The 20,630-nt window shown below is 71.5% G+C and carries 23 protein-coding genes; 15 read left to right on the forward strand and 8 right to left on the reverse strand.

Annotated features, from left to right (window positions below):
- Positions 1 to 24: 24 nt before the first annotated feature.
- A complete protein-coding gene (locus tag AB0J90_RS20110; protein WP_363597908.1) occupies positions 25 to 1,056 on the forward strand; it encodes a hypothetical protein in 1,032 nt (343 codons plus the stop codon).
- A 10-nt stretch (positions 1,057 to 1,066) separates the two neighbouring features.
- On the opposite strand, the gene AB0J90_RS20115 is transcribed toward AB0J90_RS20110, so the two are convergent.
- Together AB0J90_RS20115 and AB0J90_RS20120 are read right to left on the reverse strand one after the other, a co-directional pair.
- The gene (locus AB0J90_RS20115) at positions 1,067 to 2,107 is read right to left on the reverse strand and encodes a phosphotransferase (protein ID WP_363597910.1); all 1,041 of its coding nucleotides are present in this window, start codon (positions 2,105 to 2,107) and stop codon (positions 1,067 to 1,069) included.
- A gap of 33 nt (positions 2,108 to 2,140) precedes the next feature.
- Positions 2,141 to 2,581 (reverse strand): MarR family transcriptional regulator, encoded by a 441-nt coding sequence (locus AB0J90_RS20120; protein ID WP_363597912.1) that lies wholly within the window; start codon positions 2,579 to 2,581, stop codon positions 2,141 to 2,143.
- A gap of 87 nt (positions 2,582 to 2,668) precedes the next feature.
- Between AB0J90_RS20120 and AB0J90_RS20125 the strand changes: the two genes are divergently transcribed.
- Positions 2,669 to 3,082, forward strand: a complete 414-nt coding sequence (locus tag AB0J90_RS20125) for a nuclear transport factor 2 family protein (RefSeq protein WP_363597914.1) — start codon at positions 2,669 to 2,671, stop codon at positions 3,080 to 3,082.
- Between the two features lie 192 nt (positions 3,083 to 3,274).
- Here the strand turns inward: AB0J90_RS20125 and AB0J90_RS20130 are convergent, their stop codons facing one another.
- Together AB0J90_RS20130 and AB0J90_RS20135 are read right to left on the reverse strand one after the other, a co-directional pair.
- On the reverse strand, positions 3,275 to 4,171 hold the full coding sequence (locus AB0J90_RS20130) for an alpha/beta hydrolase (RefSeq protein WP_363597916.1): 897 nt from the start codon (positions 4,169 to 4,171) through the stop codon (positions 3,275 to 3,277).
- Between the two features lie 43 nt (positions 4,172 to 4,214).
- On the reverse strand, positions 4,215 to 4,856 hold the full coding sequence (locus tag AB0J90_RS20135; RefSeq protein ID WP_363597918.1) for a TetR family transcriptional regulator: 642 nt from the start codon (positions 4,854 to 4,856) through the stop codon (positions 4,215 to 4,217).
- Positions 4,857 to 5,079: 223 nt separating this feature from the next.
- Here AB0J90_RS20135 and AB0J90_RS20140 point away from each other — a divergent pair, with 223 nt between their 5' ends.
- Together AB0J90_RS20140 and AB0J90_RS20145 are read left to right on the forward strand one after the other, a co-directional pair.
- On the forward strand, positions 5,080 to 6,582 hold the full coding sequence (locus AB0J90_RS20140) for an MFS transporter (protein WP_363597920.1): 1,503 nt from the start codon (positions 5,080 to 5,082) through the stop codon (positions 6,580 to 6,582).
- Positions 6,583 to 6,721: 139 nt separating this feature from the next.
- Complete coding sequence (locus tag AB0J90_RS20145; protein ID WP_363597922.1) at positions 6,722 to 7,738, forward strand: hypothetical protein; 1,017 nt, start codon at positions 6,722 to 6,724, stop codon at positions 7,736 to 7,738.
- 2 nt (positions 7,739 to 7,740) lie between these two features.
- Here the strand turns inward: AB0J90_RS20145 and AB0J90_RS20150 are convergent, their stop codons facing one another.
- Both AB0J90_RS20150 and AB0J90_RS20155 read right to left on the reverse strand, forming a co-directional pair.
- Positions 7,741 to 8,244 (reverse strand): hypothetical protein, encoded by a 504-nt coding sequence (locus AB0J90_RS20150; protein ID WP_363597924.1) that lies wholly within the window; start codon positions 8,242 to 8,244, stop codon positions 7,741 to 7,743.
- Positions 8,245 to 8,405: 161 nt separating this feature from the next.
- Positions 8,406 to 8,540: a hypothetical protein gene (locus tag AB0J90_RS20155; protein WP_363597926.1), complete on the reverse strand. Its 135-nt coding sequence runs from the start codon at positions 8,538 to 8,540 to the stop codon at positions 8,406 to 8,408.
- A 147-nt stretch (positions 8,541 to 8,687) separates the two neighbouring features.
- Between AB0J90_RS20155 and AB0J90_RS20160 the strand changes: the two genes are divergently transcribed.
- Together AB0J90_RS20160 and AB0J90_RS20165 are read left to right on the forward strand one after the other, a co-directional pair.
- A complete protein-coding gene (locus AB0J90_RS20160; protein ID WP_363597928.1) occupies positions 8,688 to 10,205 on the forward strand; it encodes a glycoside hydrolase family 3 protein in 1,518 nt (505 codons plus the stop codon).
- A gap of 150 nt (positions 10,206 to 10,355) precedes the next feature.
- Positions 10,356 to 11,135, forward strand: a complete 780-nt coding sequence (locus tag AB0J90_RS20165) for a hypothetical protein (protein ID WP_363597930.1) — start codon at positions 10,356 to 10,358, stop codon at positions 11,133 to 11,135.
- A 45-nt stretch (positions 11,136 to 11,180) separates the two neighbouring features.
- Here the strand turns inward: AB0J90_RS20165 and AB0J90_RS20170 are convergent, their stop codons facing one another.
- Positions 11,181 to 12,416 (reverse strand): cysteine desulfurase-like protein, encoded by a 1,236-nt coding sequence (locus AB0J90_RS20170; RefSeq protein ID WP_363597932.1) that lies wholly within the window; start codon positions 12,414 to 12,416, stop codon positions 11,181 to 11,183.
- 101 nt (positions 12,417 to 12,517) lie between these two features.
- Here AB0J90_RS20170 and AB0J90_RS20175 point away from each other — a divergent pair, with 101 nt between their 5' ends.
- From AB0J90_RS20175 to AB0J90_RS20205, 7 genes are all read left to right on the forward strand, one after another.
- A complete protein-coding gene (locus tag AB0J90_RS20175) occupies positions 12,518 to 12,847 on the forward strand; it encodes a hypothetical protein (protein ID WP_363597934.1) in 330 nt (109 codons plus the stop codon).
- Between the two features lie 124 nt (positions 12,848 to 12,971).
- Positions 12,972 to 13,805, forward strand: coding sequence for a DUF1206 domain-containing protein (locus AB0J90_RS20180; protein ID WP_363597936.1), 834 nt, complete (start codon positions 12,972 to 12,974; stop codon positions 13,803 to 13,805).
- A gap of 179 nt (positions 13,806 to 13,984) precedes the next feature.
- A complete protein-coding gene (locus tag AB0J90_RS20185) occupies positions 13,985 to 15,190 on the forward strand; it encodes a mechanosensitive ion channel domain-containing protein (protein ID WP_363598212.1) in 1,206 nt (401 codons plus the stop codon).
- Between the two features lie 137 nt (positions 15,191 to 15,327).
- Positions 15,328 to 15,762, forward strand: a complete 435-nt coding sequence (locus AB0J90_RS20190; protein ID WP_363597938.1) for a phage holin family protein — start codon at positions 15,328 to 15,330, stop codon at positions 15,760 to 15,762.
- On the forward strand, positions 15,759 to 16,097 hold the full coding sequence (locus tag AB0J90_RS20195; RefSeq protein ID WP_363597940.1) for a DUF3618 domain-containing protein: 339 nt from the start codon (positions 15,759 to 15,761) through the stop codon (positions 16,095 to 16,097). Before AB0J90_RS20190 ends, AB0J90_RS20195 begins: the two co-directional genes overlap by 4 nt.
- On the forward strand, positions 16,094 to 16,366 hold the full coding sequence (locus AB0J90_RS20200; RefSeq protein ID WP_363597942.1) for a DUF4235 domain-containing protein: 273 nt from the start codon (positions 16,094 to 16,096) through the stop codon (positions 16,364 to 16,366). Before AB0J90_RS20195 ends, AB0J90_RS20200 begins: the two co-directional genes overlap by 4 nt.
- A 508-nt stretch (positions 16,367 to 16,874) precedes the next feature.
- Positions 16,875 to 17,078 (forward strand): cold-shock protein, encoded by a 204-nt coding sequence (locus AB0J90_RS20205; protein ID WP_091424054.1) that lies wholly within the window; start codon positions 16,875 to 16,877, stop codon positions 17,076 to 17,078.
- Between the two features lie 156 nt (positions 17,079 to 17,234).
- On the opposite strand, the gene AB0J90_RS20210 is transcribed toward AB0J90_RS20205, so the two are convergent.
- Entirely contained in the window at positions 17,235 to 18,218 is a 984-nt protein-coding gene (locus AB0J90_RS20210) for an aldo/keto reductase (RefSeq protein WP_363597944.1), read from the reverse strand.
- Between the two features lie 87 nt (positions 18,219 to 18,305).
- On the opposite strand from AB0J90_RS20210, the gene AB0J90_RS20215 reads away from it, so the two are divergent.
- Both AB0J90_RS20215 and AB0J90_RS20220 read left to right on the forward strand, forming a co-directional pair.
- Positions 18,306 to 19,130 carry a trans-aconitate 2-methyltransferase gene (locus AB0J90_RS20215; protein ID WP_363597946.1) on the forward strand — a complete coding sequence of 275 codons (825 nt, stop codon included), beginning with the start codon at positions 18,306 to 18,308 and terminating at the stop codon, positions 19,128 to 19,130.
- Entirely contained in the window at positions 19,127 to 20,152 is a 1,026-nt protein-coding gene (locus AB0J90_RS20220) for an adenosine deaminase (RefSeq protein ID WP_363597948.1), read from the forward strand. Before AB0J90_RS20215 ends, AB0J90_RS20220 begins: the two co-directional genes overlap by 4 nt.
- Positions 20,153 to 20,630 lie beyond the last annotated feature (478 nt).

Here is a 20,630-nt window from a genome sequence, read left to right on the forward strand (position 1 = left end):
ACGAAGCATCACTAGGATCGACCGGTGAGAACGCCGCCGCTGCCGCCGGAAGCCCTCGACCGCCTGCCGGGGCTGGCCCATCTCGGCCGGACCGCCACCCGACTGCACCCGCGTCCCGGCGAGGTCGGCGTGCGGGGCAGCCACGTCGGGGGACCACTGTGGTGGCCGGCGGACGAACCCTGGCCGACCTGCGATCGCCCGTACATGGTGTCGGAGGAGGTGCCGATCCCGGCCGAGCTGCTCGAGCGGATGCGGGCCGCCGAAGCGCGCCGTACCGTTGCGCACCAGCTCGCCGACGGCGAGAGCGAGTTGCACGCCGAGATCGCCGACCTGGTCGGTGCCGGCTTCACCGGCTGGGGTTCGCACGACGGCGGCCCGACGGTCGGCTACCGGTACGTCTCCCGCCCGCACCCGACACCCCACCCGATGCTGCCGGTGGCCCAGTTGCGCGCCCGGGACATCCCGGACCTGCCCCGTCCGGGTGGCGCGGACCTGCTCCAGGTCCTCTGGTGTCCGTACGAGCACCAGCAGGAGGGCCTCTGGGGCCCGACCGTACGGCTGCACTGGCGGCGGGAGTCGAAGCTGACCGAGATCCTGGCCGAGCCGCCGACCAGCGAGATCGGCAACGAGGTCTACCGGCCCCGCCCGTGCCGGCTGCACCCGGAGCAGGTGGTCGAGTATCCGTTCCCCCAGGAGTTGCCCGACGACCTGCGCAAACGTGTGGACGCGGCGGGCGGCGACTACGTCGGCACGTTCATGATGCCCGGCTGGAAGGTCGGCGGGTACGCCAAATGGAGCCTCACCGGTCCGCGCGACACCGCCTGCCCGAACTGCGCCGGACCCACCACGCTGACCCTGGTCGTCGACTCGAAGGAGTACGACGGCGGCACCCGGGACCGGTGGCGCCCGGTCGAGGAGCAGCACCTGGAGTGGGCCGACCCGCGGCGCTTCGAGTCGCAGGAGCCGACCGGTGTCCAGGTCGGACGCTGGGGCTCACTGCGCGTTTTCGTCTGCCTCCGCTGTCCGCAGACCCCGTACCTGCTCGACCTCCAGTGAGCCGAACAGCTCAGTCCAGGGCCGTGCGGAACCAGCTCACCAGGAGTTCGAGCACCCTGCGGCGGCCGTCGAAGGTGGCCAGGTCGTCGCGGCGGTCGTACTGCTGGCTCCGGTCGGGGTTGTGCCGGTCGAGTGCGGCGAGCATGCCGGGGGCGAGCCAGAAATACTTGGCGGCCGCGCCGAGCATGACGGCTCGGCGTACGGTTGCGCCGTCCACCGCCGGGGCGAGCCCGCGCTGGTAGCCGGCGGCGACCTCGGTGACCACGTCGTCGAGCAGGTCCACGTCGACCAGCCCGTCGAAGAAGGTGTCCAGGATCAGGTTGGCGGCGTCCTCGCCGATCGGCCCCGGACCCACGAAGGTCCAGTCGAGCAGCACCGGACCGGCCTCGTCGACGATCAGGTTCATCGGCCACACGTCGTGGTGGCTCAGCGTCCGGGGCAGCGTGTCGGTGGCGGCGAGTACGTCGTACCGCCGCTCCCACAGCGTCCGGAGCCCGTCGCGAAGGTCCGTCGACCAGGTCTGCACCGCCACCGGATGATCCCACCGCAACGTCCGCGGTGCCGGACGCGACGTCGTGTACGCCCGCAGCCAGTCCCGCGACAGCCACGCCGGTTCCGTCTCACGCCCCAGCCAGGTCGAGTGTGCGACGCCCAGCCGGTGTCCGAACTCGCCCAACTGCTCCGGCGAGCACTCCATGCCGGCCCGACCCTGTACGTCCTCCAGCCACAGCGCCACCGACCCGTCGGCCCGGTCCACCGCGTCCAGTAGCACCGGCGCCCGGATGCCGGCGGCCGCGTACGCCTGGGTGGCGAGCCCGCTGCGGTAGGCGAGTACCTCGCGCCGCCAGTAGTTCCAGTGCGTCGGGTTCGTGCTGGTCGCCCAGTGTGCGGGGTGGTCGTCGTGCCGGTTCGGTGTGGCGATCTTGAGGATGGCGGTGTCGGTGTCCCGCCGTACCCGCCAGATGCCGCCGGTGGCCGCGTTGAACGGGTTGTGCCCCAGCGGTTCCGCCGACCACCCGGGCCGGATCAGGTCGTCGATCGGCTCCGGCACGGGACCAGCCTAGGGGTCTGTGCGGAGGTCGACCTACGCCCGTCGGTGGTACGTCAGCAATTGGGCGAGCAGGCGGGTCAGGGTCTGCCGGTCCTCGGCCGGAAGCGGTCCGAGCAGGTCGTCCTGCACCTTGTCGAGTGCTCGGTCCATTCGGTGCAGTTGCCGGTCACCGGCCGTGGTGAGGGTGACAATGTTGCGCCTCCGGTCGTCCGGGTCCGGTGTCCGTTCGACGAAACCCCGCTCGGCCAGTTCGTTGATGGCTGCCACCACGTCGCTGCGGTCCATGCTGCACCGGCGGCCAAGCTCGGCCTGGCTGGCCACTCCGAACTCGTCCAGCGCGGCCAGGATCCGGTAGTGGTATCCGCGCGCGCCCACCTCGCCGAAACCGTCGGACGCCAACCGGTGTGCGTGTACCGCCAGCTGGGTGAGCAGCCAACTCGGCTTCGCGGCCAGGCGTGCGGGTGTCTCTTCCACGTCAGTCACCATACAACGTTGGTATGGCCAACGAATCTCTGTATAGTTGGCGTGTCCAATGTTGGATCAGCCAACGAAGGGGATGTCATGGCCACGGACACTCTGATCGCCGACCGTATCGAGATCGCCGACCTGTTCACCCGCTTCGCCGGCCTGCTCGACAAGAAGCGGTGGGACGAAGCGCACACGATCTTCACCGACGACGTGGTGCTGCGTTCGCCCCGCGCGGGCGAACTCCACGGGATCGGCAAGCTCGTCGACTTTCTCCGACAGTCCGAGGTCGAGGGGGAGCACACCCAGCACGTCACCGCCGACCTGCTGGTGGACGTCGACGGCGACCAGGCGGCCGCCTCGGCGAACTCGCTCGTGTACTTCTACCGCGAGGGCCAGGTACCCCACCGGACCAGCGGCCTGCGGCTGACCTGCACCCTGGTACGGACGCCAGCGGGCTGGCGACTCCGCGAGCCGCAGATCATGCTCCTCTGGACGCACGAGAAGTGACCATGCCGACCCGCCACCCCGAGGGCTGCGGCCACCCCGAGGACTGTGGCGGCCCGAGGACTGTGGCGGCCCGGAGGCTGTGGCGGATTTCTGCCCCTCGGGGGGTAGTGGAACGCCACAGCCCGACGTCGCGCGGCCGGAGGATTCCGGCCGCTCATCGAGCAGACCGCTGGCCGTCAGGCCGTCAGGCCGTCAGGCCGTCCCGACCGGCCCGGAGGTCGCCGGCAGCGTGGCCAGGAACGGGATCAGTGCGCCGGCCAGTTCCTCCGGTGCCTCCTCGGCCATGTGGTGACCGCTCTCGATCGACCCGCCGCCCCGCAGGTCGGAGGACCAGTCGCGCCAGATCGCGAGGACGTCGCCGTACAGGTATTCCAGGTCGTCGCGCTTGGACCAGAGGACCAGGGTGGGACAGTCGATCCGGCGGCCGTTCGCCCGGTCCGCGTCGTCCGCCGCGCGGTCCACCCCGAGGCCGGCGCGGTAGTCCTCCAGCATCGCGCGGACGGTGGCGGGGTCGTGGATCGCCTGCCGGTAGTCGGCGTGGTTCTCCGCGCCCATCCGGTCGGGGTCGCCGCCGTACCAGGCGTCGGGGTCGGCCAGGATGGCCCGCTCGGGCTTGTCCGGCTGGGCGAAGAAGAACCAGTGCCACCAGGCGGCGGCGAACGTGCTGCCCGCTCGGGCCAGCGCCTCACCGATCGGTACGCAGTCCAAGACCGCCAGCCCGCTGACCGCGTCCGGGGCGTCGAGCGCCAGCCGGGTCGCGACGTAACTGCCCCGGTCGTGGCCGACGACCGCGAACCGCCGGTGTCCGAGACCGCGCATCAGCGCCAGCACGTCGCCGGCCATCGCCCGTTTCGAGTACGGCGAATGGTCGTCGGTGGTGGCGGGTTTCGAGGAGCGGCCGTACCCGCGCAGATCGGGGCAGACCACGGTGTGCCCGGCCGCGACCAGCATCGGAGCCACCCGGTGCCAGGTGGTGTGCGTACGCGGGTGGCCGTGCAGCAGCACGACCGGTGGCCCGGTGCCGCCGCTGCGTACCCGCAGCTCGGCGGGACCGACGTCGATCATCTGCTGGTCGAAGCCCTCGAACATTCGATCACTGTGCCCAGCCCGGGTTGCCGGTAATCATCGCGGGTCACGGGGGCGGGAGCAGCGCGTCGATCAGGGCGCGCAGCGGCGCGACCAGGTCCTGCTCGGTGGCCGACGCCAGCGGTTGCAACGGGGTCGACGTGCGCAGCACCGCGAGCCCGATGGTGGCGGCCAGCACGATCTGGGCCTGTAGGAGCAGACGGTCACCGTCCGGCTCGTCGGGTCGCCAGCCGGCGGCCGCGGCCAGCCGTTCGCCGGACTGGTGCAGTACGCCGAGCCGGATCTCGTCGGCGCGGGTGTCTCCGGAGGAACGCAGCAGCAGCGTCAGCTGACCCGGGACTCCCGTGGTCGCGAACCCGGCAACCTGGTGTGCGATGGCTTCGGGCACCCGCTCGAAGGGCACCTCGCCGGTCGTCCGCCGAAGCTCGTCACCGGCGGCTCCCAGGCAGGCCTCGAACAGGCCCTCCTTCGACGTGAAGTAGCGGCTGATCAGGGCGACGTTGACGCCCGCGTCGTCGGCGATGTCCCGTACGGTCGTGGCCGCGTAGCCGTCGCTGGCGAAGCGGCGGCGGGCCGCGTCAAGCAGGAGTTGACGGGTCTCGGTCGCGTCCCTGCGTCGACGCGGCGTCGGGTCGGTGGCGGTCGCGGCCACCTTCCTCGTGGCGCGGCCGGGCGGCTGTGCGGTCACGGCACGTCCTCTCTCGCTCTTGCCGTCAGCGTAACCGCCCCGACACATGATGTAAACATTTGTTGACTTGCGCCCGTACGTCGAGCCGGTGACGCCCGTCCGTCGCCGTGTCCGGATCGACGCGCCGAACCGGGAGTGTGACGTAAACGATTGTTGACTTTGACTCCGAGCTGCGGATACTAGGCTAAGTCAGCAAGCGTTTACATCTAGTTTCGGGGATCTCATGACCCAAACCCTCGAGGAGCCGCGTAACACCGGCCCCACCGCCGGCGCGGCTCCGCGCACCAACAGCACGCTCCTGGTGGTGTACCTGTCCTTGGGTGGCCTGGCGTTCGCGGTGCTGCAGTCGCTGGTGGCGCCCGCGATGTCGACCATCGCGCGCGACCTGGAGGTCTCGACCGGGGACATCAGCTGGGTCCTCACCGCGTACCTGCTGGCCGCCTCGGTCCTGACGCCGATCCTCGGCCGCCTCGGCGACATGGTCGGCAAGCGTCGGGTCCTGATCGGCATCCTGGCCACCCTCGCCGTGGGCACCCTGCTCGCCGCCCTGGCGCCGAACCTGGCCGTGCTGATCGTCGCCCGCGCGCTGCAGGGCGCGGCCGGTGCGATCCTGCCGTTGTCGATCGGCATCGTCCGCGACGAACTGCCCCGGGAGCGGGTCGGCGTCACCGTCGGCCTGCTGTCGGCGATCTTCGGAGTCGGTGCCGGTGTCGGCATCGTGGCCGCCGGTCCGATCGTGGAGCACCTGTCGTGGCACTGGCTGTTCTGGTTGCCGCTGGTTCTCGTGGTCATCGCGCTGCTCGGCGCGATCTTCGGGATGCCGGAGTCGCCCGTACGCACACCGGGCCGGCTCGACATGCTCGGTGCGTTCATCCTGTCCGTGTCCCTGGTGTCGCTGCTGCTCGCCGTGAGCAAGGGACAGGGCTGGGGCTGGGGTGAGCCGAAGACCATCGGCCTGCTCCTGCTCGGTGCGGTCGCCCTGGTCGTCTTCGTCCTGGTCGAGCTGCGGGTACGTGAACCGCTCATCGACATGAGCCTGATGCGGATCCGAGGGGTGTGGGCCACGGACCTCGTCGCCCTGATCCTCGGCTTCGCGATGTTCGGGACGTTCGTGCTCGTACCGACGCTGCTCCAGCTTCCCGCCGCCACCGGCTACGGGTTCGGCAAGTCGGTATCCCAGGCTGGGCTGTTCCTGCTGCCCACCGTCGTGATGATGGTGGTGTTCGGCCCGTTGGCCGGCCTGCTCGACCGGCGCTTCGGCCCCAAGGTGCCGATGTTCCTCGGCACCGTCTCGGTTGTCGTGGCGTTCGTGCTGCCCGCCCTCGCCCATGGCGCGACCTGGCAGGTGCTGCTTTCCGGAGTGCTCACCGGCGCCGGCATCGGCCTGGCGTTCGCGGCGATGTCCAACGCCATCATCGAGAGCGTGCCGGCCGCGCAGACCGGTGAGGCGAGCGGGGTCAACACCATCGCGCGGACCATCGGCAGCAGCATCGGCGCGGCGGTTGTCGCGGCCGTCGTCACCTCCAAGAGCACGCCCCAGGGTCTGCCCTTGGACTCGGCGTTCACCACCGGGTTCTGGGTCTGCGCGGGTGTGGCCGTACTGGCCGTGTTCGCGGCGCTCGCCCTGCCGTCGGCACACCGTCGCCACCAGCAGGCCGTCGCCGCGGGTGTGGACGACCTCCCGCCGGAGCCCGTCGAGCTGCACCTGCCGCACCCGCACCGGTAACCCCGGAAGGAGCCTCGCGACGCCGATCGGCCCGTACCCGGGATCTGGGCTGTGGCCACTCACGCCGGTGACACGTCCACGGGGCGTGTCACCGGCTGGTGTGGACGCCGGTCCTCCGAGACAATGGGCCATGGGGATCATGAGGCCCGAGGATGCGGGCTGGGCAGGGGCATTGCGCGAGGTCGCCGAGCGGCAGCGGGCCGAACTGGATCTCCAGCTGCCCGACTGGCCGGTCTACGGGCTGGCCGACTCGGTGGAGTCCGGCTGGCTGGCCGGTTGGTCACGTCAGGACGGCACGACGGTCGCCGCGGAGATCGGCTACGGGCTGCGGGTGGACGACACCTGGCTGACGGTGGAAACCCAACCGCGCGCGGGCGTGCTGTTCCACTCGCTCGACTGGGTGCTCGCCCTCCGGTTCGCCGCCGACGGACGGGACTACCCGGTTCCGGGGGTGCTGCCGGCGGCGTCGGACCAGGACCTTCCGGAGGCGCCCCGGTCGCATCCGGTCGAGGTGACGGTCGACGCCAGGCCGACGTCCGCACAGGTCCAGCGGGTGGACGGGTACGCGGCGTGGCGGGTCGTCCTCGACCAGGTGGTGGTGACGGTGACCGGGCGGGGCATCTCCACGCTCCCCGCCCTGGTCCGCCTCACCGACCTCGGCTCGTACGCGTCCCGGCGCGGCGAGGCCCTGGCGGCGCTCGCCGCCGTTCCCCGCCCGCAGGCGCAGCCGTTGACCGGCCCGGACGAAACCGAGCCGCTCTGGGCCCACCACGGCCTGCTGGCGATGACGATCGCCGGGCGGAACGAGAATGCGACCCGGTTGGTGTCGAACCGGCCCTTCGGTCAGCTCGCCGCCGACTGGGGACCGCGCTGGGACGCCGCGATCCGCCGCCAGTGCCAGCTGCGTGACCAGGGCGTCGCCGACGCCCGCGAAGCGGTCACCGCGATGGTCGCGCAAGTCGGTGACCTGCAGGAACGTGCGCGGTGGTGGCAGCGGGCCGAGTTGCGGCAACGGGCGGTCGGCGAGGTGGTCTGGGTGACCGCGACCGGCGAGCAGAACGTACCCAGTGCCGCCGCGCAGCGGGCCTGGGCAATCCAACGAGAGGCCGGTCTCGACGCCTGGCAGGACTGGGCCGACGAGCTGTCGGCTCGGTGACGTCAGTCGTTCAGCACTGCGGCGAGCCGGTCCCGGAAGCGTCGCTCAGCGTCGCTGACGGTGTCGCCGCCGATGCCGAGGATGCCGCCGCTGGGCGCCGCCGACACCACCTGGTCGGCGATCTCGACCAGCCAGTGCTCGTACGCGCCGACCTCGCCCTCGTGCACCCGGTTCCCGAGCAGGGCCACGGCGCTCTTGGCCCGCAGCAGCACGTCGTCGATCAGCGCCTGCGGGTCGTCCGGTTCGATCACCGGCAGTTCCTCGCCCGCCTCCGGGTCACCGGCGCGGGCGATCACCTCGCCGGCCACGGCGGCGACCAGCGGGCTGGCCGATTCCCGGCCGGCGGAGATCGCCTCCAGGCCGGCGGCGTTCTCGTTGCGGGTGCGCCGGGCGCCGTTCGACTCGGCCGCGCTGGCCGCGGTCAGCACCGCCTGCGGCAGGCCGACGAGCAGACCCCACTCGTCGTCGGAGAAACCGAGCTTGGTGAATACCGGCTGGTCGGTCACGGCATGCCCCTTTCGCGTACGTCGATCAACGAGCGAACGCCCGGCGGTCGGCGACGGTCGCCACACCGGGCTGAGTTGGATCAGGTGACAGGTTAGATCAGGCTGTTCCCTACGGCGTGTTACCCCCGCGGGCGTTCCCTCAACCCGGTCGGTCGCGCAGGTCAGCGCCCGCCCTTACCGAACATCGAGCGGATCGCGGCGATCAGCAGAAGCGCGCCGAGTACGGCACCGAGCAGCCGTACGCCGGGGACGTCGTACCAGCTTGTTTCCTGTACGGCGAGCGGAATCCGATCCATCCGAGCATTGTCGTACGGCTGCCGGAACGGCGCATCCCGCTAATAGAAAGGTTTATTGACTATTTCCTGGGCCGGTGTGACCATGGCAGCACGCGCCGCGACCGGACCGGCGCGTATTCACTGTGGATAACGGGGGTACGGAGCCTGATGAGCACACCGACGGGCGGCCTTTCGATTCTGGCCGCGGCGGTCCTGCAACCGGGTTTCGAGGGCAGTGCCGCTCCGCCGGACTGGGTGCGCCGCTGGCTCGGTGAGGGGCTCGGCGGGGTCGCTCTCTTCGCCCGCAACGTACGCGACGCCGAGCAGGTTTCCGCGCTCACCGCCGCGCTGCGGGCGGAGCGGTCGGACGTGCTGGTGGCGATCGACGAGGAGGCCGGTGACGTCACCCGGTTCGAGTCGCAGGTGGGCAGTTCCCGGCCCGGCAACCTCGCCCTCGGCGCGATCGACGACCCGGAGCTGACCGAACGGGTGGCCCGCGACCTCGGGGCCGACCTGGCCGCCGCCGGGATCACCCTGAACTACGCACCGGTCGCCGACGTCAACTCCAACCCCGACAACCCGGTCATCGGCGTACGCGCCTTCGGGGCCGACTCGGCCCTGGTGGCCCGCCAGACCGCCGCCTGGGTACGCGGGCTCCAGGCCGCCGGGGTCGCCGCCTGCGCCAAGCACTTCCCCGGCCACGGTGACACCAGCGTCGACTCGCACATCGACGTACCCCGGATCGGGGCGACCCGCGACCAGCTCGACGCGGCCGAGTTGCCGCCGTTCCGGGCCGCGATCGACGCCGGGGTGCAGGCCATCATGACCGGGCACCTGCTGGTCCCGGCGATCGACGGGGAATGGCCGGCAACCCTGAGCCGGCGGGTGCTCAACGGCCTGCTCCGGGAGGAACTCGGTTTCCAGGGTGTGGTCATCACCGACGGGATCGAGATGCGGGCCGTCGCCGACCGCTACGGGCTGGAGGCGGTGGCCGTACGCGCCCTGGCCAGCGGGGTCGACGCGATCTGTGTCGGCGGCGACCACGCCGACGAGGAGACCGCGCGTCGGTTGCGGGACGCGATCGTGGCCGCCGTGGTCAACGGTGAGCTGCCCGAGGAGCGACTGGTCGAGGCCGCCAAGCGGGTCGGTCAACTCGCCGCCTGGACCACCGCCGCCCGCGCCGACCTGCCGGCGGGGGGCGGCTCCGGGCCGGACGGTTCGGTGATCGGGCTCGCGGCGGCCCGGCGGGCGGTCCGGCTGACCAGCACCGCGGACGCCGTCGCGCTGCCACTGCCCGGTCCAGCGCACGTGGTGGAGTTCGCGCCGCCGCGCAACATCGCGATCGGCGCGGAGACCCCCTGGGGCCTGGCCGAGCCGCTGGCCGCGTTGCTGCCGGGCACCACCTCGGTCCGGCTCACCGCCGAGGATCTGCCGGCCGGCGAGCGGCTGCCGTCGTCCCTGCTCGCCCCGGCGGTGGGCCGCCCGCTGGTGCTGGTGGTCCGGGACCTGCACCGGCACGACTGGATGGCGGCCACCGTGGCCAGGGTATTGGCGGTACGACCCGACGCCGTCGTGGTGGAACTCGGCGTGCCGGAGCTGGTCACCGGCCGGGTGCACCTGTCCACGTACGGCGCCACCCGGGCCGGTGCGCGCGCCGCCGCCGAACTGCTCGCCGGTCGCTCCTGAAGGGACGGTCTGCACCCCACCGGGTCACGCCGTCGTGACCGGGGGCGAATGTGTGGGTCGGTCCGATCGGCGTCAGTCCATACCGGAATCAATCCAATCTTTACGAAGGGTGCCCCCACCTTCACGTCGAGTCGCGGTATTGTCCGTCCGGTGACCCCCCGCTGGCAGCGGGCCGCGATGATGCCGTCCTGGACTCGCTGGCTTCCCTGCTCCTATGTCTATCTGACCGTCGTCCCAGGTCCGGTGCCGTTCCGTCGCTCGGCCTGGAACGGTCTCGTGCCCTGGGACGACGCGCTCTGGTGCGACCCCGGTGACGTGGAGGATTGGGTGGCCCGCTCACGGCACCGCCATCCGCGCCGGGAGGCCGTCCACGCCGAGTTGCACGCCCGCCAGCACTACGACTGGATGGTCGAGGTGCGCGGTGCGCGGATCGAACTGTTCGGCGAGATGTGCCGGCGCCGGGACCTGCCGGTCCCGCACACCGTCGGTGAGCTGTTGGCCTGCCTGGCCGGGTTCGGCCTGTTCGAGGTCGTCCACGACGGCGCCGCGGACGACCCGTGGGTACGGCCGCGCCTGGACCGGGATCCGCTGGAGGTGTTGCCGCTCTCGGCCGAGGAGCGGGAACTCGAAACCCGTGCCCAGCGCGACGACCGGGCGGTGCTGGTCGCCATCGCGGTCCGCCGGCTGGCCCAGCGCACCGGGAGGCGGTGGCGACGGCGGCAGGTCAGCACCAACCTGGCCGGCCTGGCCGAGGTTGCCGGCCTGCCGGTGGAGCAGACCCGGCAGGGGCTCACCGACCTCGGTGGCCTGGCCGACCTGGGCCTGGACTGGCGCGGCGGGGACGGCCGGATCCGGCTGACCGTGCCCTGGCCCGACTTCCGGTTGCGCTTCCCGTTCGACGAGCTGCCCGCACCCGAGCACGCGGTCTAGCGCGGCCGGGCGCCAGGCGCTCCGCCGTCAGCCGCGTGGGCTCGATCAGCCGCGTGGGCTCAACCGGTCGAGCTCGGTGAGCAGCCGGTCCACCTCGTCGGCGGTGTTGTAGTGGTAGACGCTGGCGCGTACCGCACCACCGCTGTCGCGCAGCCCCATGGTCTGGAAATACTCGTAGGCGTAGTAGTCACCGGCGGAGACGCAGATGCCGAGCGCGCCCAGCGCCGCCGCGGTCTGCGCGGGTGTCTGCCCGGCGACCCGGAACGAGACCGTGGGCCAGCGGTGCCGGGCCGAGCCGTAGACGGTCACCGTCGGCAGTCCGGCCAGCCCGCTGCGCAGCCGCTCGAAGACCGACTCTTCGTACGCCCGGACCGCGGTCAGGCTGGCCCGCAGCCGCGCCGGCCGGTCGGCGGGCGTGGTGGCCGGATCGGCGACGCCGGCCAGTTCGGCCAGCCCGGCCAGGTGGTCGACGGCGGCCCGTACCCCGGCGAGCAGGGGGAAGCTCGGGGTGCCGAACTCGAACCGCTCCGGGGCTGCGTCCGGCGACGGGATCAGCTTCGCCGGTCGCAGTGGCTCCCACACCGTCGGCGCGGCGACGACCGCGGCCAGGTGCGGGCCAGACCACTTGTAGGCGCTGGTGACGAAGAAGTCCGCACCCAGCTCGGCCAGGTCCGTCGGGGCGTGCGGCGCGGCGTGTACGCCGTCGACGTAGACCAGGGCGCCGGCCGCGTGCGCCAGCTTGGCGATCGACGGTACGTCCGGCACGGTGCCGATCGCGTTGCTGCCCCCGGTGACCGCGACCAGGCGGGTCCGTTCGGTGATCAGGTCGGCGTACTGGTCGACCGGCAGCTCACCGCTGTCCCGGTCGAATTCCGCCCAGCGTACGGTCGCCCCGGCCGCCTCGGCGGCCTGCGCCCACGGCCGGACGTTGGAGTCGTGGTCGAGCCGGGAGAGCACCACCTCGTCGCCCGGCCGCCAGGTGCGCCCCACCGTCCGGGCCACCGTGTACGTCAGCGCGGTCGCGCTCGGCCCGAACACCACCCCTTCGGGTACCCCGCCGACCAGGTCGGCGATTGCCGCCCGCGCCTGCGCCACGTACTCGTACGCCCGCTGTCCGGGTACGGACGCGGTGCTCCGGTTCGCCACCGCCGTACGCATCGTCTCCGCCACCGCGTCCGCGACCCCGGCGGCCACCTGGCTGCCCCCGGCCCCGTCGAAGTGCAGGTAGCCCTCGGTGAGGGCGGGGTAGGCGGCCCGTACCCGGGCGATGTCGTACGGCATGTCAGGCACGATATCCGGTCGAAGATCGTCGCGGCGAACGCGTTCGGTCGCATCACTCTCGTACCCTTGTTGGGGTGAATAGCCCCCGCAGGTATCCCAGAATGACGTATGTCCGTCGAATCACCGGTCTTGCCGCCGGTCTCGCTCTCGGTGCTGCCCTGCTCGCCGGCTGCAGCTCCGAGGGTGCCTCCACCGACTGCGGCATCGACCAGTGCACGGTCACCTTCGAGCGGGGCGTCGAGGCGAACGCCTCGATCCTCGGAGTCAACGCCAAGCTGGTCAAGGCCGAGGGCGACCAGGTCACCCTCGAGGTTGCCGGCGAGCAGCTCACCCTGACCACGGGTCAGCAGGCCACCGAGATCGGCGGCATGGCGGTGACCCTGGAGAGCGTCACCGACCAGCAGGTCCAGGTACGGATCGGCAAGCTCTGATCTCGTAGCGTCCGCACCGGTGGCGTGCGGTGGCGGTTGGGCCGACCCGGCCGCCACCCGGCCACGTCACCGGTGTGCGGTGGCCGACGTTTGGAAATCACGGCGAACGGTCAATGACATCTCCATGTCGATGACCCGTGGCGCCGAAGCCACCGCCTCCCGTGCCGCCTCCCGCGCCGCGAACAGCCCCGCCCTGGCCGCACTGGCTCGGGCCGGCTTCGTCGGCTACGGGATCGTCCATCTCCTCTTCGCCTGGCTGGCCCTGCAGATCGCCTTCGACAAGGCGGCCGACGACGGGGACCAGTCCGGCGCCCTGCGTACCCTGGCCGAACAGCCGCTGGGCCGGTTCCTGGTGATCGCGATCGCCGTCGGCCTGCTGGCCATGGCGATCTGGCAGGCCTTCGAGGCCGCCATCGGACACACCGAGGACCGGGGCCGCGAGCGGGTGCTGGAACGTCTCGCCTCCGCCGGCCGTACGCTTGTCTACCTCTACTTCGCCTGGACCGCGTACCAGGTGTTCAACCACGCCAACTCGTCCAGCGCCGACAAGCAGCAGGCGCTGACCGAAGACCTGATGGCCTCCTCCGGTGGCCGCTGGCTGGTCGGGGTGGCCGGGCTCGCCCTCGCCGCGCTCGGCATCGGGCTGGTGGTCTACGGGGTGAAGAAGCACTTCGAGAAGCACCTGATGACCGGTCAGATGAGCCCGCAGACCCGTACGCTGAGCCGCCGGCTGGGCGTCGCCGGTTACAGCGCCAAGGGCGTCGCGTACGGCATCGCCGGGGTGCTGTTGGTGACCGCCGCCGTCAAGTACGACCCGGACCAGGCGCGCGGCTTGGACGCCGCGCTGCACACCCTGCGTGAGCAGTCGTACGGCACGCTCCTGCTGTCGCTGGTCGCGCTCGGCATCGCGGCGTTCGGCGCGTTCTGCTTCGTGCAGGCCCGGTACCGCAAGGTTTAGCCCGAATAGAACTGGTTAATTTGGGCAAACTACTGCAATTGCTCAGAGGTCGAGGAACCCGTACCGCCTGACCGGTGTTCCCCCGCAGGCCGGCTACCAGCCGCCGCCCCGCGCGGGACACCGGTCAGCTGTGCGCCTGTTCCCGGCCGGGTCCCAGGGGAGAAAAAGTCGTGCCGGACGTGCCCGAATACGCCGAGACCATCGCCGCCGCGCTGGGCGCCGCGGCGATCGCCCTGCTCGTGGCCGAGGTGCTCTACCGCCTGCTGCACTGGCTGGGCCGGCGCTCGCTGTTACTGGTGGAACTCTCCGAACACGGGCACCGGCCGTTCCAACTCGCCGGCACGGTCTTCGCCGTCCAGATCGCGATCCGCGGCAACACCGACTACGCGGTGGGCGACACCTGGCGCGAGGTGCTGCTGCACCTGCTGGTGCTGGGCATCATCGCCGGCGCCGCGTGGCTGGTGGGTGCCGTACTGCTGGCCGCCGAGGACACCGCGCTGGCCCGGTTCCGCACCGACGTACCGGACAACCGGCAGGCCCGCCGGATCAAGACGCAGGTGGTGATGCTGCGCCGGGTCACCATCGCGGTGATCGTCGTGCTCTCCGTGGGCGCCGCCATGATGACCTTCCCCAGCGTGCGGGGCGTCGGCGCCAGCGTGCTCGCCTCCGCGGGTGTGATCGGCGTGGTCGCCGCGCTGGCCGCGCAGACCGTGCTCGGCAACGTCTTCGCCGGCATCCAGCTCGCCTTCAGCGACGCGGTACGCCTCGACGACGTGGTGGTGGTCGAGGGGGAGTGGGGACGGATCGAGGAGCTGACCCTCAGCTACGTGGTGGTGCAGATCTGGGACGACCGGCGGCTGATCCTGCCGACCTCCTACTTCACCAGCAAGCCGTTCCAGAACTGGACCCGTACCCGGGCCGCGGTGCTCGGTACCGCCGAGTTCGATGTGGACTGGTCGGTGCCGGTCCAGCAGATGCGCGAGGAGTTGCGCCGGCTGGCCGAGGGCACCGAGCTGTGGGACGGGCGGGTCTGCGTACTGCAGGTCACCGAGGCCACCGGTGGCCTGGTCCGGGTACGGGCCCTGGTCAGCGCCGCGGACGCACCGAGCCTGTGGGACCTGCGCTGCCTGGTACGGGAACACCTGGTCGGCTGGATCCGGGACCAGCGCCCGATCGCGCTGCCGCGTACCCGGGCCGAGGTCGGCGACGCCAACGGCGGCTTCGACTGGCAGGGGGTCCGGCCGCCGGTCCGTACCGGCCCGGCGCCCGCCGCCGAGGCCCCCGACGACGCCCGGGTCTTCGGGGGCAGCGACGACGGCGACGCGCGCAGCAGCACCTTCGTCGGACCGGACGAACCGGTCGACGCGAACACCCCCAGAGGTTAGGAAGCACCCTTCCTGGGCCGAATCGGCAACGAGGGGCCCTTGCTTCCTTCAGGGTGGGAGGGGACGAACTTTTGCCGATCAGGATTGCCCGGGCGGGATTCGGGGCATACAGCTCGGCAAGCGGATAGGGGGACACCATGGCCGACCTGCGTGACGGCAAGGTCACCCGGCCGGTGGCCGAACAGTCGGTCGCCGAGCTGGTGCAGCACGGTACCGAGCAGGTGTCGAAGCTGGTCCGCGACGAACTGGCGCTGGCCCGTGCCGAACTCGCCCAGAAGGGCAAGCACGCCGGGATCGGCGTCGGGCTCTTCGGCGGCGGCGGTGCGCTCGCCCTCTACGGGCTGGGTGCACTGGTCGCCACGGCCATCCTGGCGCTGGATCTGGTGCTGCCGGCCTGGGCCGCGGCTCTGATCATCGCCGGGTTGCTGTTCATCGGTGCCGGCCTGCTCGCGCTGATCGGCAAGAGCCAGGTGACCCGGGCCGTGCCCCCGGTGCCGAGCGCGGCCGTGAAGAGCGTGCGCGCCGACGTCGACACGGTCACCGCTGCGGTCAAGGACAGGGGACAGCCATGACATTGAGTAATGGCCACGGCGACCACGAAGCGTTGCGGGATGAAATCCGGCAGACGCGCGCAGAACTGGCCGAAACGGTCCAGGCGCTGGCCAACAAGGCGGATGTCAAGGCACGCATCAAGGGTTCCGCCGCCCAGGTCACCGGCCGCCTGCGCGGGCAGGCCGGGCAGGTCAGGGCACAGGCCGGGGAACGGGCCGGCGAGGTCCGCTCGTCGGTCGCCGAGGCGAACCGGGCGGTCCGCCGCCGGCCGGTGCCGTGGGGTGCTGGCGTACTGGCCGCGGCGGCACTGGCGGCGGCGGTCGCGTACCTGGTGATCCGGCGGTCGCAGCGATGAGCGGGGGAGTGGGCCGGGCCGCCTACAAACCGGTCGGGCTGCTGCTCGGGATGGGTGCCGGTGTGCTGGCCGGTGCCCTGTTCCGGCAGGTCTGGAAGGTGACCGCGGGCGACGGCGAGGCACCCGACGCCATCGACGAGGACCGGGGTTGGGTCGAGATCCTGGCCGCCGCGGCGTTACAGGGTGCGATTTTCGCGGTGGTCCGGGCCGCGGTGGACCGGGGCGGTGCGATCGGCGTACGACGGTTGACCGGTAGCTGGCCGCAGTAAGCACCACCGATGGTCGCCGTCCTTTGGTACGGCTTGCCCCACTCGCAACGCTATGCGAACCCTTGTCAATGGCGGCGAAGTAGTCCTATGCGCCCCCACTGCATCGCTCTCGGTATCCGACAAGTGCTCCTATCGCCACCGCCGGTAACGACAAGCGGGTACGACGATGCGTGAACGGATCCGGTTGGCTCGCTCGGCCGAGCATCATGGACTCCCGGCGTACCCGCAGCGTGGTGCCGTACAGCGCGCTGACCGGGCGATCGTCGCTCCGACAACGGGCCCGCGATCGATCGCCGGGCGAAGAAGTCGCGGGCGTTCAGGTCACATGTCGGAGAATATCGTCGGGTAGGCTGTGCGAAGTTTTTGCGTACGTGGTTTGCTGTTCCCCGCTGTTAGAGACAGCGGGGTTGAGAAGTCTCCCTCTGTGGGGGCCGCTCAGGCGCCGCTGCTCGAAAACGGCCAACCGGCCGCACGGCGTGCTCGGCCGCCAGTTTAGAAGGAGATACACATGGCGCAGGGAACCGTGAAGTGGTTCAACGCAGACAAGGGCTTCGGCTTCATCACCGTCGACGGCGGGGGTGCTGACGTGTTCGTCCACTTCTCGGCGATCCAGTCCAGCGGCTACCGCACGCTGGAGGAGAACCAGCGGGTGGAGTTCGAGATCGCTCAGGGCCAGAAGGGCCCGCAGGCTGAGCAGGTCCGCCCCATCTGATTCATTGACGGCCGGCCGCCGCCGGCCCTGTAATTGATCCATCACCGGATCGACGTCGAGCCCCGTGACCAGCAGTGGTCACGGGGCTCGATGCATTTCACGGTCCAGTCGTACGGCGCGGTGCCGGGCGGGTCCCCGGCACTACGGCCGAGCCGCCTACCAGCGGTTGTGCACCTGGGGGCGGATCAGTTCGTCGTAGACGGCGTTGACGCCGGCCAGCGTCTCCGCCGGCAACGGTGCCAGGTCGGCAGCGGCGACGTTGCCCCTGGCCTGACCGGCGTTGCGGGCACCCGGGATGACCACGGTGACGCCGGGCTGGTCGATGACCCACCGGAGCGCGAACTGGGCCATCGTGGCCCCGGACGGGACCAGCGGCCGCAGGCGCGCGACGGCCTCCAGGCCGACGTTGAAGTCGACCCCGGAGAAGGTCTCGCCGACGTCGAACGCCTCGCCCTGCCGGTTGTAGTTGCGGTGGTCGTCGGCGCCGAAGCTGGTGTGCTCGTCGTACCGGCCGGAAAGCAGGCCGCTGGCCAGCGGTACGCGGGCGATGATGCCGACCCCGGCCTGCGCCGCGGCGGGCAGCACCTGCTCCAGCGGCTTGAGCCGGAACGCGTTCAGGATGATCTGGACGCTGGCGGTCCCGGGCCGGGAGATCGCCGCCAGGGCCTCTTCGACGGTCTCCACGCTCACCCCGTACGCGGCGATGCGCTTCTCCTCGACCAGGGTGTCCAGGGCGTCGTAGACCCGGTCGTCGAGGAAGACCGGCGTCGGCGGGCAGTGCAACTGCACCAGGTCGAGCCGGTCGACGCCGAGGTTGGCCCGGGACCGGTCGGTCCAGGCCCGGAAGTTGTCCAGGGTGTAGGACTCGGGGACCTGCGGGACCCGTCGGCCCATCTTGGTCGCCACGGTCAGCCCGGAGTTCGGGCGCTCCCGCAGGAACCGGCCGATGAGTTGCTCGCTGCGACCGTCGCCGTACACGTCGGCGGTGTCGAGGAAGGTGACCCCGGCCTCGACGGCCGTGGCAAGGATGTCGAGGGCCTCGTCCTCGCCGACCGTGCCCCAGTCCGCGCCGAGTTGCCAGGCGCCGAGCCCGACCACACCGACCTCACGCCCCAATCGGGGGAAGCTGCGCTTTTCCACGAACGGGAGCCTAGACCCCCGGGGGTGACGGGATGCCGCGCTGCCCCTATTCTCCAACAAGACGTACGTACGGTTTGGAGGCCGACGATGTGGGACCCGAACACCTACCTGCGGTACGGCGACGAACGTTCCCGCCCGTTCCACGACCTGCTCGCACGGGTGCCGGCGGACCGGCCACGGACCGTGGTCGACCTCGGCTGCGGCCCCGGCAACCTCACCGTGACCCTGCAACAGCGCTGGCCACAGGCCCGGATCAGCGGGTTCGACTCCTCGCGAGAGATGGTCGACAAGGCGCTCGGGCTGGGCTCCGGCGTCGACTTCGCGGTTGCCGACGTACGCGACTGGGCGCCGGACCCGACCGTCGACGTGGTGGTCTCCAACGCCGTACTGCAGTGGGTGCCGGGGCACGAAACCCTGCTGGCGCGCTGGGCCGGGGAACTGCCGGCCGGAGCGTGGCTCGCCGTCCAGGTGCCGGGCAACTTCGACGCCGCCTCGCACCGCGCCCTGGGTGCCGTCGCCGCCGACCCGCGCTGGAGCGAACTGCTGCGGGACCTGCTGCGGTCGGCGCCGGTGCTCGACGCGGTCGGCTACGCCACCCTGCTGACCGGCGCGGGGTGCGCGGTGGACGCCTGGGAAACTACCTACGTGCACCTGCTGCCCGCCCGTGACGTGGTCGACCATCCGGTGTTGAGCTGGATGGAGGGGACCGCGCTGCGTCCGGTCCGGGCCAGCCTCGGCGGCGACACCACCGCCTGGGCCGACTTCCGAGCCACGCTCAACCGGCGGCTCGCCGAGGCGTACCCGGTCCGGGACGGTCTGGTGTACTTCCCGTTCCGTCGCCACTTCTTCGTCGCCCGGACCGGCGCTCACGCCGTGACCGGCGCACCACCCGCAGTTAGGAAGAACCCGTGACCGACCTGTCGGCCTTCATCGCCGGACTACCCAAGGTGGAACTGCACGTACACCACGTCGGTTCCGCGTCACCGCGGATCGTGGCCGAGCTGGCCGCCCGGCACGAGGGGCGTACCCCGGTGCCCGCCGACCCGGCCGCACTCGCCGACTACTTCGCCTTCCGCGACTTCGGCCACTTCATCGAGGTCTACCTGAGCGTGGTCGACCTGATCAGGGACCCCGAAGACGTACGGATCCTGACCTTCGAGGTGGCCCGTGAGCTGGCCCGCCAGGAGGTCCGGTACGCCGAGCTGACCATCACCCCGTACTCGCACGTTAAGCGGGGGATCCCGGCACCCGCCTTCTGCGAGGCGATCGAGGACGCCCGCAAGGCCGCCGCCGCCGAACTCGGCATCGAACTGCGCTGGTGCTTCGACATCCCCGGCGAGGCCGGACTGCCGGCCGCCGAGGAGACCCTGCGCATCGCCCTGGACGAACGCCCGGACGGGCTGGTCAGCTTCGGCCTCGGCGGGCCGGAGGTCGGGGTGCCCCGGCCGCAGTTCAAGCCGTACTTCGACCAGGCGCGGGCGGCCGGACTGCGCTCGGTCCCGCACGCGGGCGAGACCACCGGCCCGGAGACGATCTGGGACGCGCTGCGCGAGCTGGGCGCCGAGCGGATCGGGCACGGCATCTCCGCCGCGCAGGACCCGCAACTGCTGGAGTACCTGGCGCAGCGCCAGATCGCGCTGGAGGTCTGCCCGACGTCGAACGTACGGACCCGCGCGGTCCGGGCGATCGAGGAGCACCCACTGCCCGCGCTGGTCGCGGCCGGGGTGCTGGTCACCGTCAACTCGGACGACCCGCCGATGTTCGGCACCACCCTGGAGCAGGAGTACGCCGTCGCGGCCAACCTGCTCGACCTCGGCCCGGACGGGATAGCCGCCCTGGCCCGCAACGCGGTCACCGCGTCCTTCCTCCCGGCACCGGAGAAGCAGCGCATCGCCGCCGAGATCGACGGCTACCTCGCCGCCAGCGGCGCCTGAGCCGACCCGTGGCGGGTCCGTTCCGGGCGAAGACGAAGCGGGCCCGCTCGACGTGACACCACAGCGGGCCCGCTCGACGTGACACCACAGCGGGCCCGCTCGACGTGACACCACAGCGGGCCCGCTCGACGCGCTGACCGGAGCGGGCCTGCTCCGGTCGGGCCGGTGCCGTGGGCTGCCGGAAACCGGGAGCGGCGCTGGACGAGGGAAAAGGGGCTGGCCCGGCGCGGGGTGCTGCGGGCGGCCGCACCGGGCCAGCGTTCGTGGGCGGACGCCACGGTGCCGTCCCGACCGAGGGGTGGTCGGGCGGCGCCGTGGCGTCGCCGAGCTGGCGCGCGCGACGGGACGGGTGTGGGGGACCGAGTCCCGCCGCGCGCACGATTTCCCGCCGGACCGCGTGGGGAAAGGTGATGGTCCGGCGGAACTGGATGGGATCGGTGCCAATCCTGCCAGCGACGGCCGCCGTGGACTGCGCGGT

Origin of the sequence: Micromonospora sp. NPDC049523, assembly GCF_040676775.1 — a bacterium.
GTDB lineage: Bacteria > Actinomycetota > Actinomycetes > Mycobacteriales > Micromonosporaceae > Micromonospora_G.

Bases quoted from the DNA above. Each gene is read 5' to 3' on its own strand.
- AB0J90_RS20125 (WP_363597914.1), top strand. From the start codon at position 2,669: ATGGCCACGGACACTCTGATCGCCGACCGTATCGAGATCGCCGACCTG.
- AB0J90_RS20130 (WP_363597916.1), bottom strand. From the start codon at position 4,171: ATGTTCGAGGGCTTCGACCAGCAGATGATCGACGTCGGTCCCGCCGAG.
- AB0J90_RS20140 (WP_363597920.1), top strand. From the start codon at position 5,080: ATGACCCAAACCCTCGAGGAGCCGCGTAACACCGGCCCCACCGCCGGC.
- AB0J90_RS20145 (WP_363597922.1), top strand. From the start codon at position 6,722: ATGAGGCCCGAGGATGCGGGCTGGGCAGGGGCATTGCGCGAGGTCGCC.
- AB0J90_RS20155 (WP_363597926.1), bottom strand. From the start codon at position 8,540: ATGGATCGGATTCCGCTCGCCGTACAGGAAACAAGCTGGTACGACGTC.
- AB0J90_RS20160 (WP_363597928.1), top strand. From the start codon at position 8,688: ATGAGCACACCGACGGGCGGCCTTTCGATTCTGGCCGCGGCGGTCCTG.
- AB0J90_RS20170 (WP_363597932.1), bottom strand. From the start codon at position 12,416: ATGCCGTACGACATCGCCCGGGTACGGGCCGCCTACCCCGCCCTCACC.
- AB0J90_RS20175 (WP_363597934.1), top strand. From the start codon at position 12,518: ATGACGTATGTCCGTCGAATCACCGGTCTTGCCGCCGGTCTCGCTCTC.
- AB0J90_RS20180 (WP_363597936.1), top strand. From the start codon at position 12,972: ATGTCGATGACCCGTGGCGCCGAAGCCACCGCCTCCCGTGCCGCCTCC.
- AB0J90_RS20190 (WP_363597938.1), top strand. From the start codon at position 15,328: ATGGCCGACCTGCGTGACGGCAAGGTCACCCGGCCGGTGGCCGAACAG.
- AB0J90_RS20195 (WP_363597940.1), top strand. From the start codon at position 15,759: ATGACATTGAGTAATGGCCACGGCGACCACGAAGCGTTGCGGGATGAA.
- AB0J90_RS20200 (WP_363597942.1), top strand. From the start codon at position 16,094: ATGAGCGGGGGAGTGGGCCGGGCCGCCTACAAACCGGTCGGGCTGCTG.
- AB0J90_RS20205 (WP_091424054.1), top strand. From the start codon at position 16,875: ATGGCGCAGGGAACCGTGAAGTGGTTCAACGCAGACAAGGGCTTCGGC.
- AB0J90_RS20215 (WP_363597946.1), top strand. From the start codon at position 18,306: ATGTGGGACCCGAACACCTACCTGCGGTACGGCGACGAACGTTCCCGC.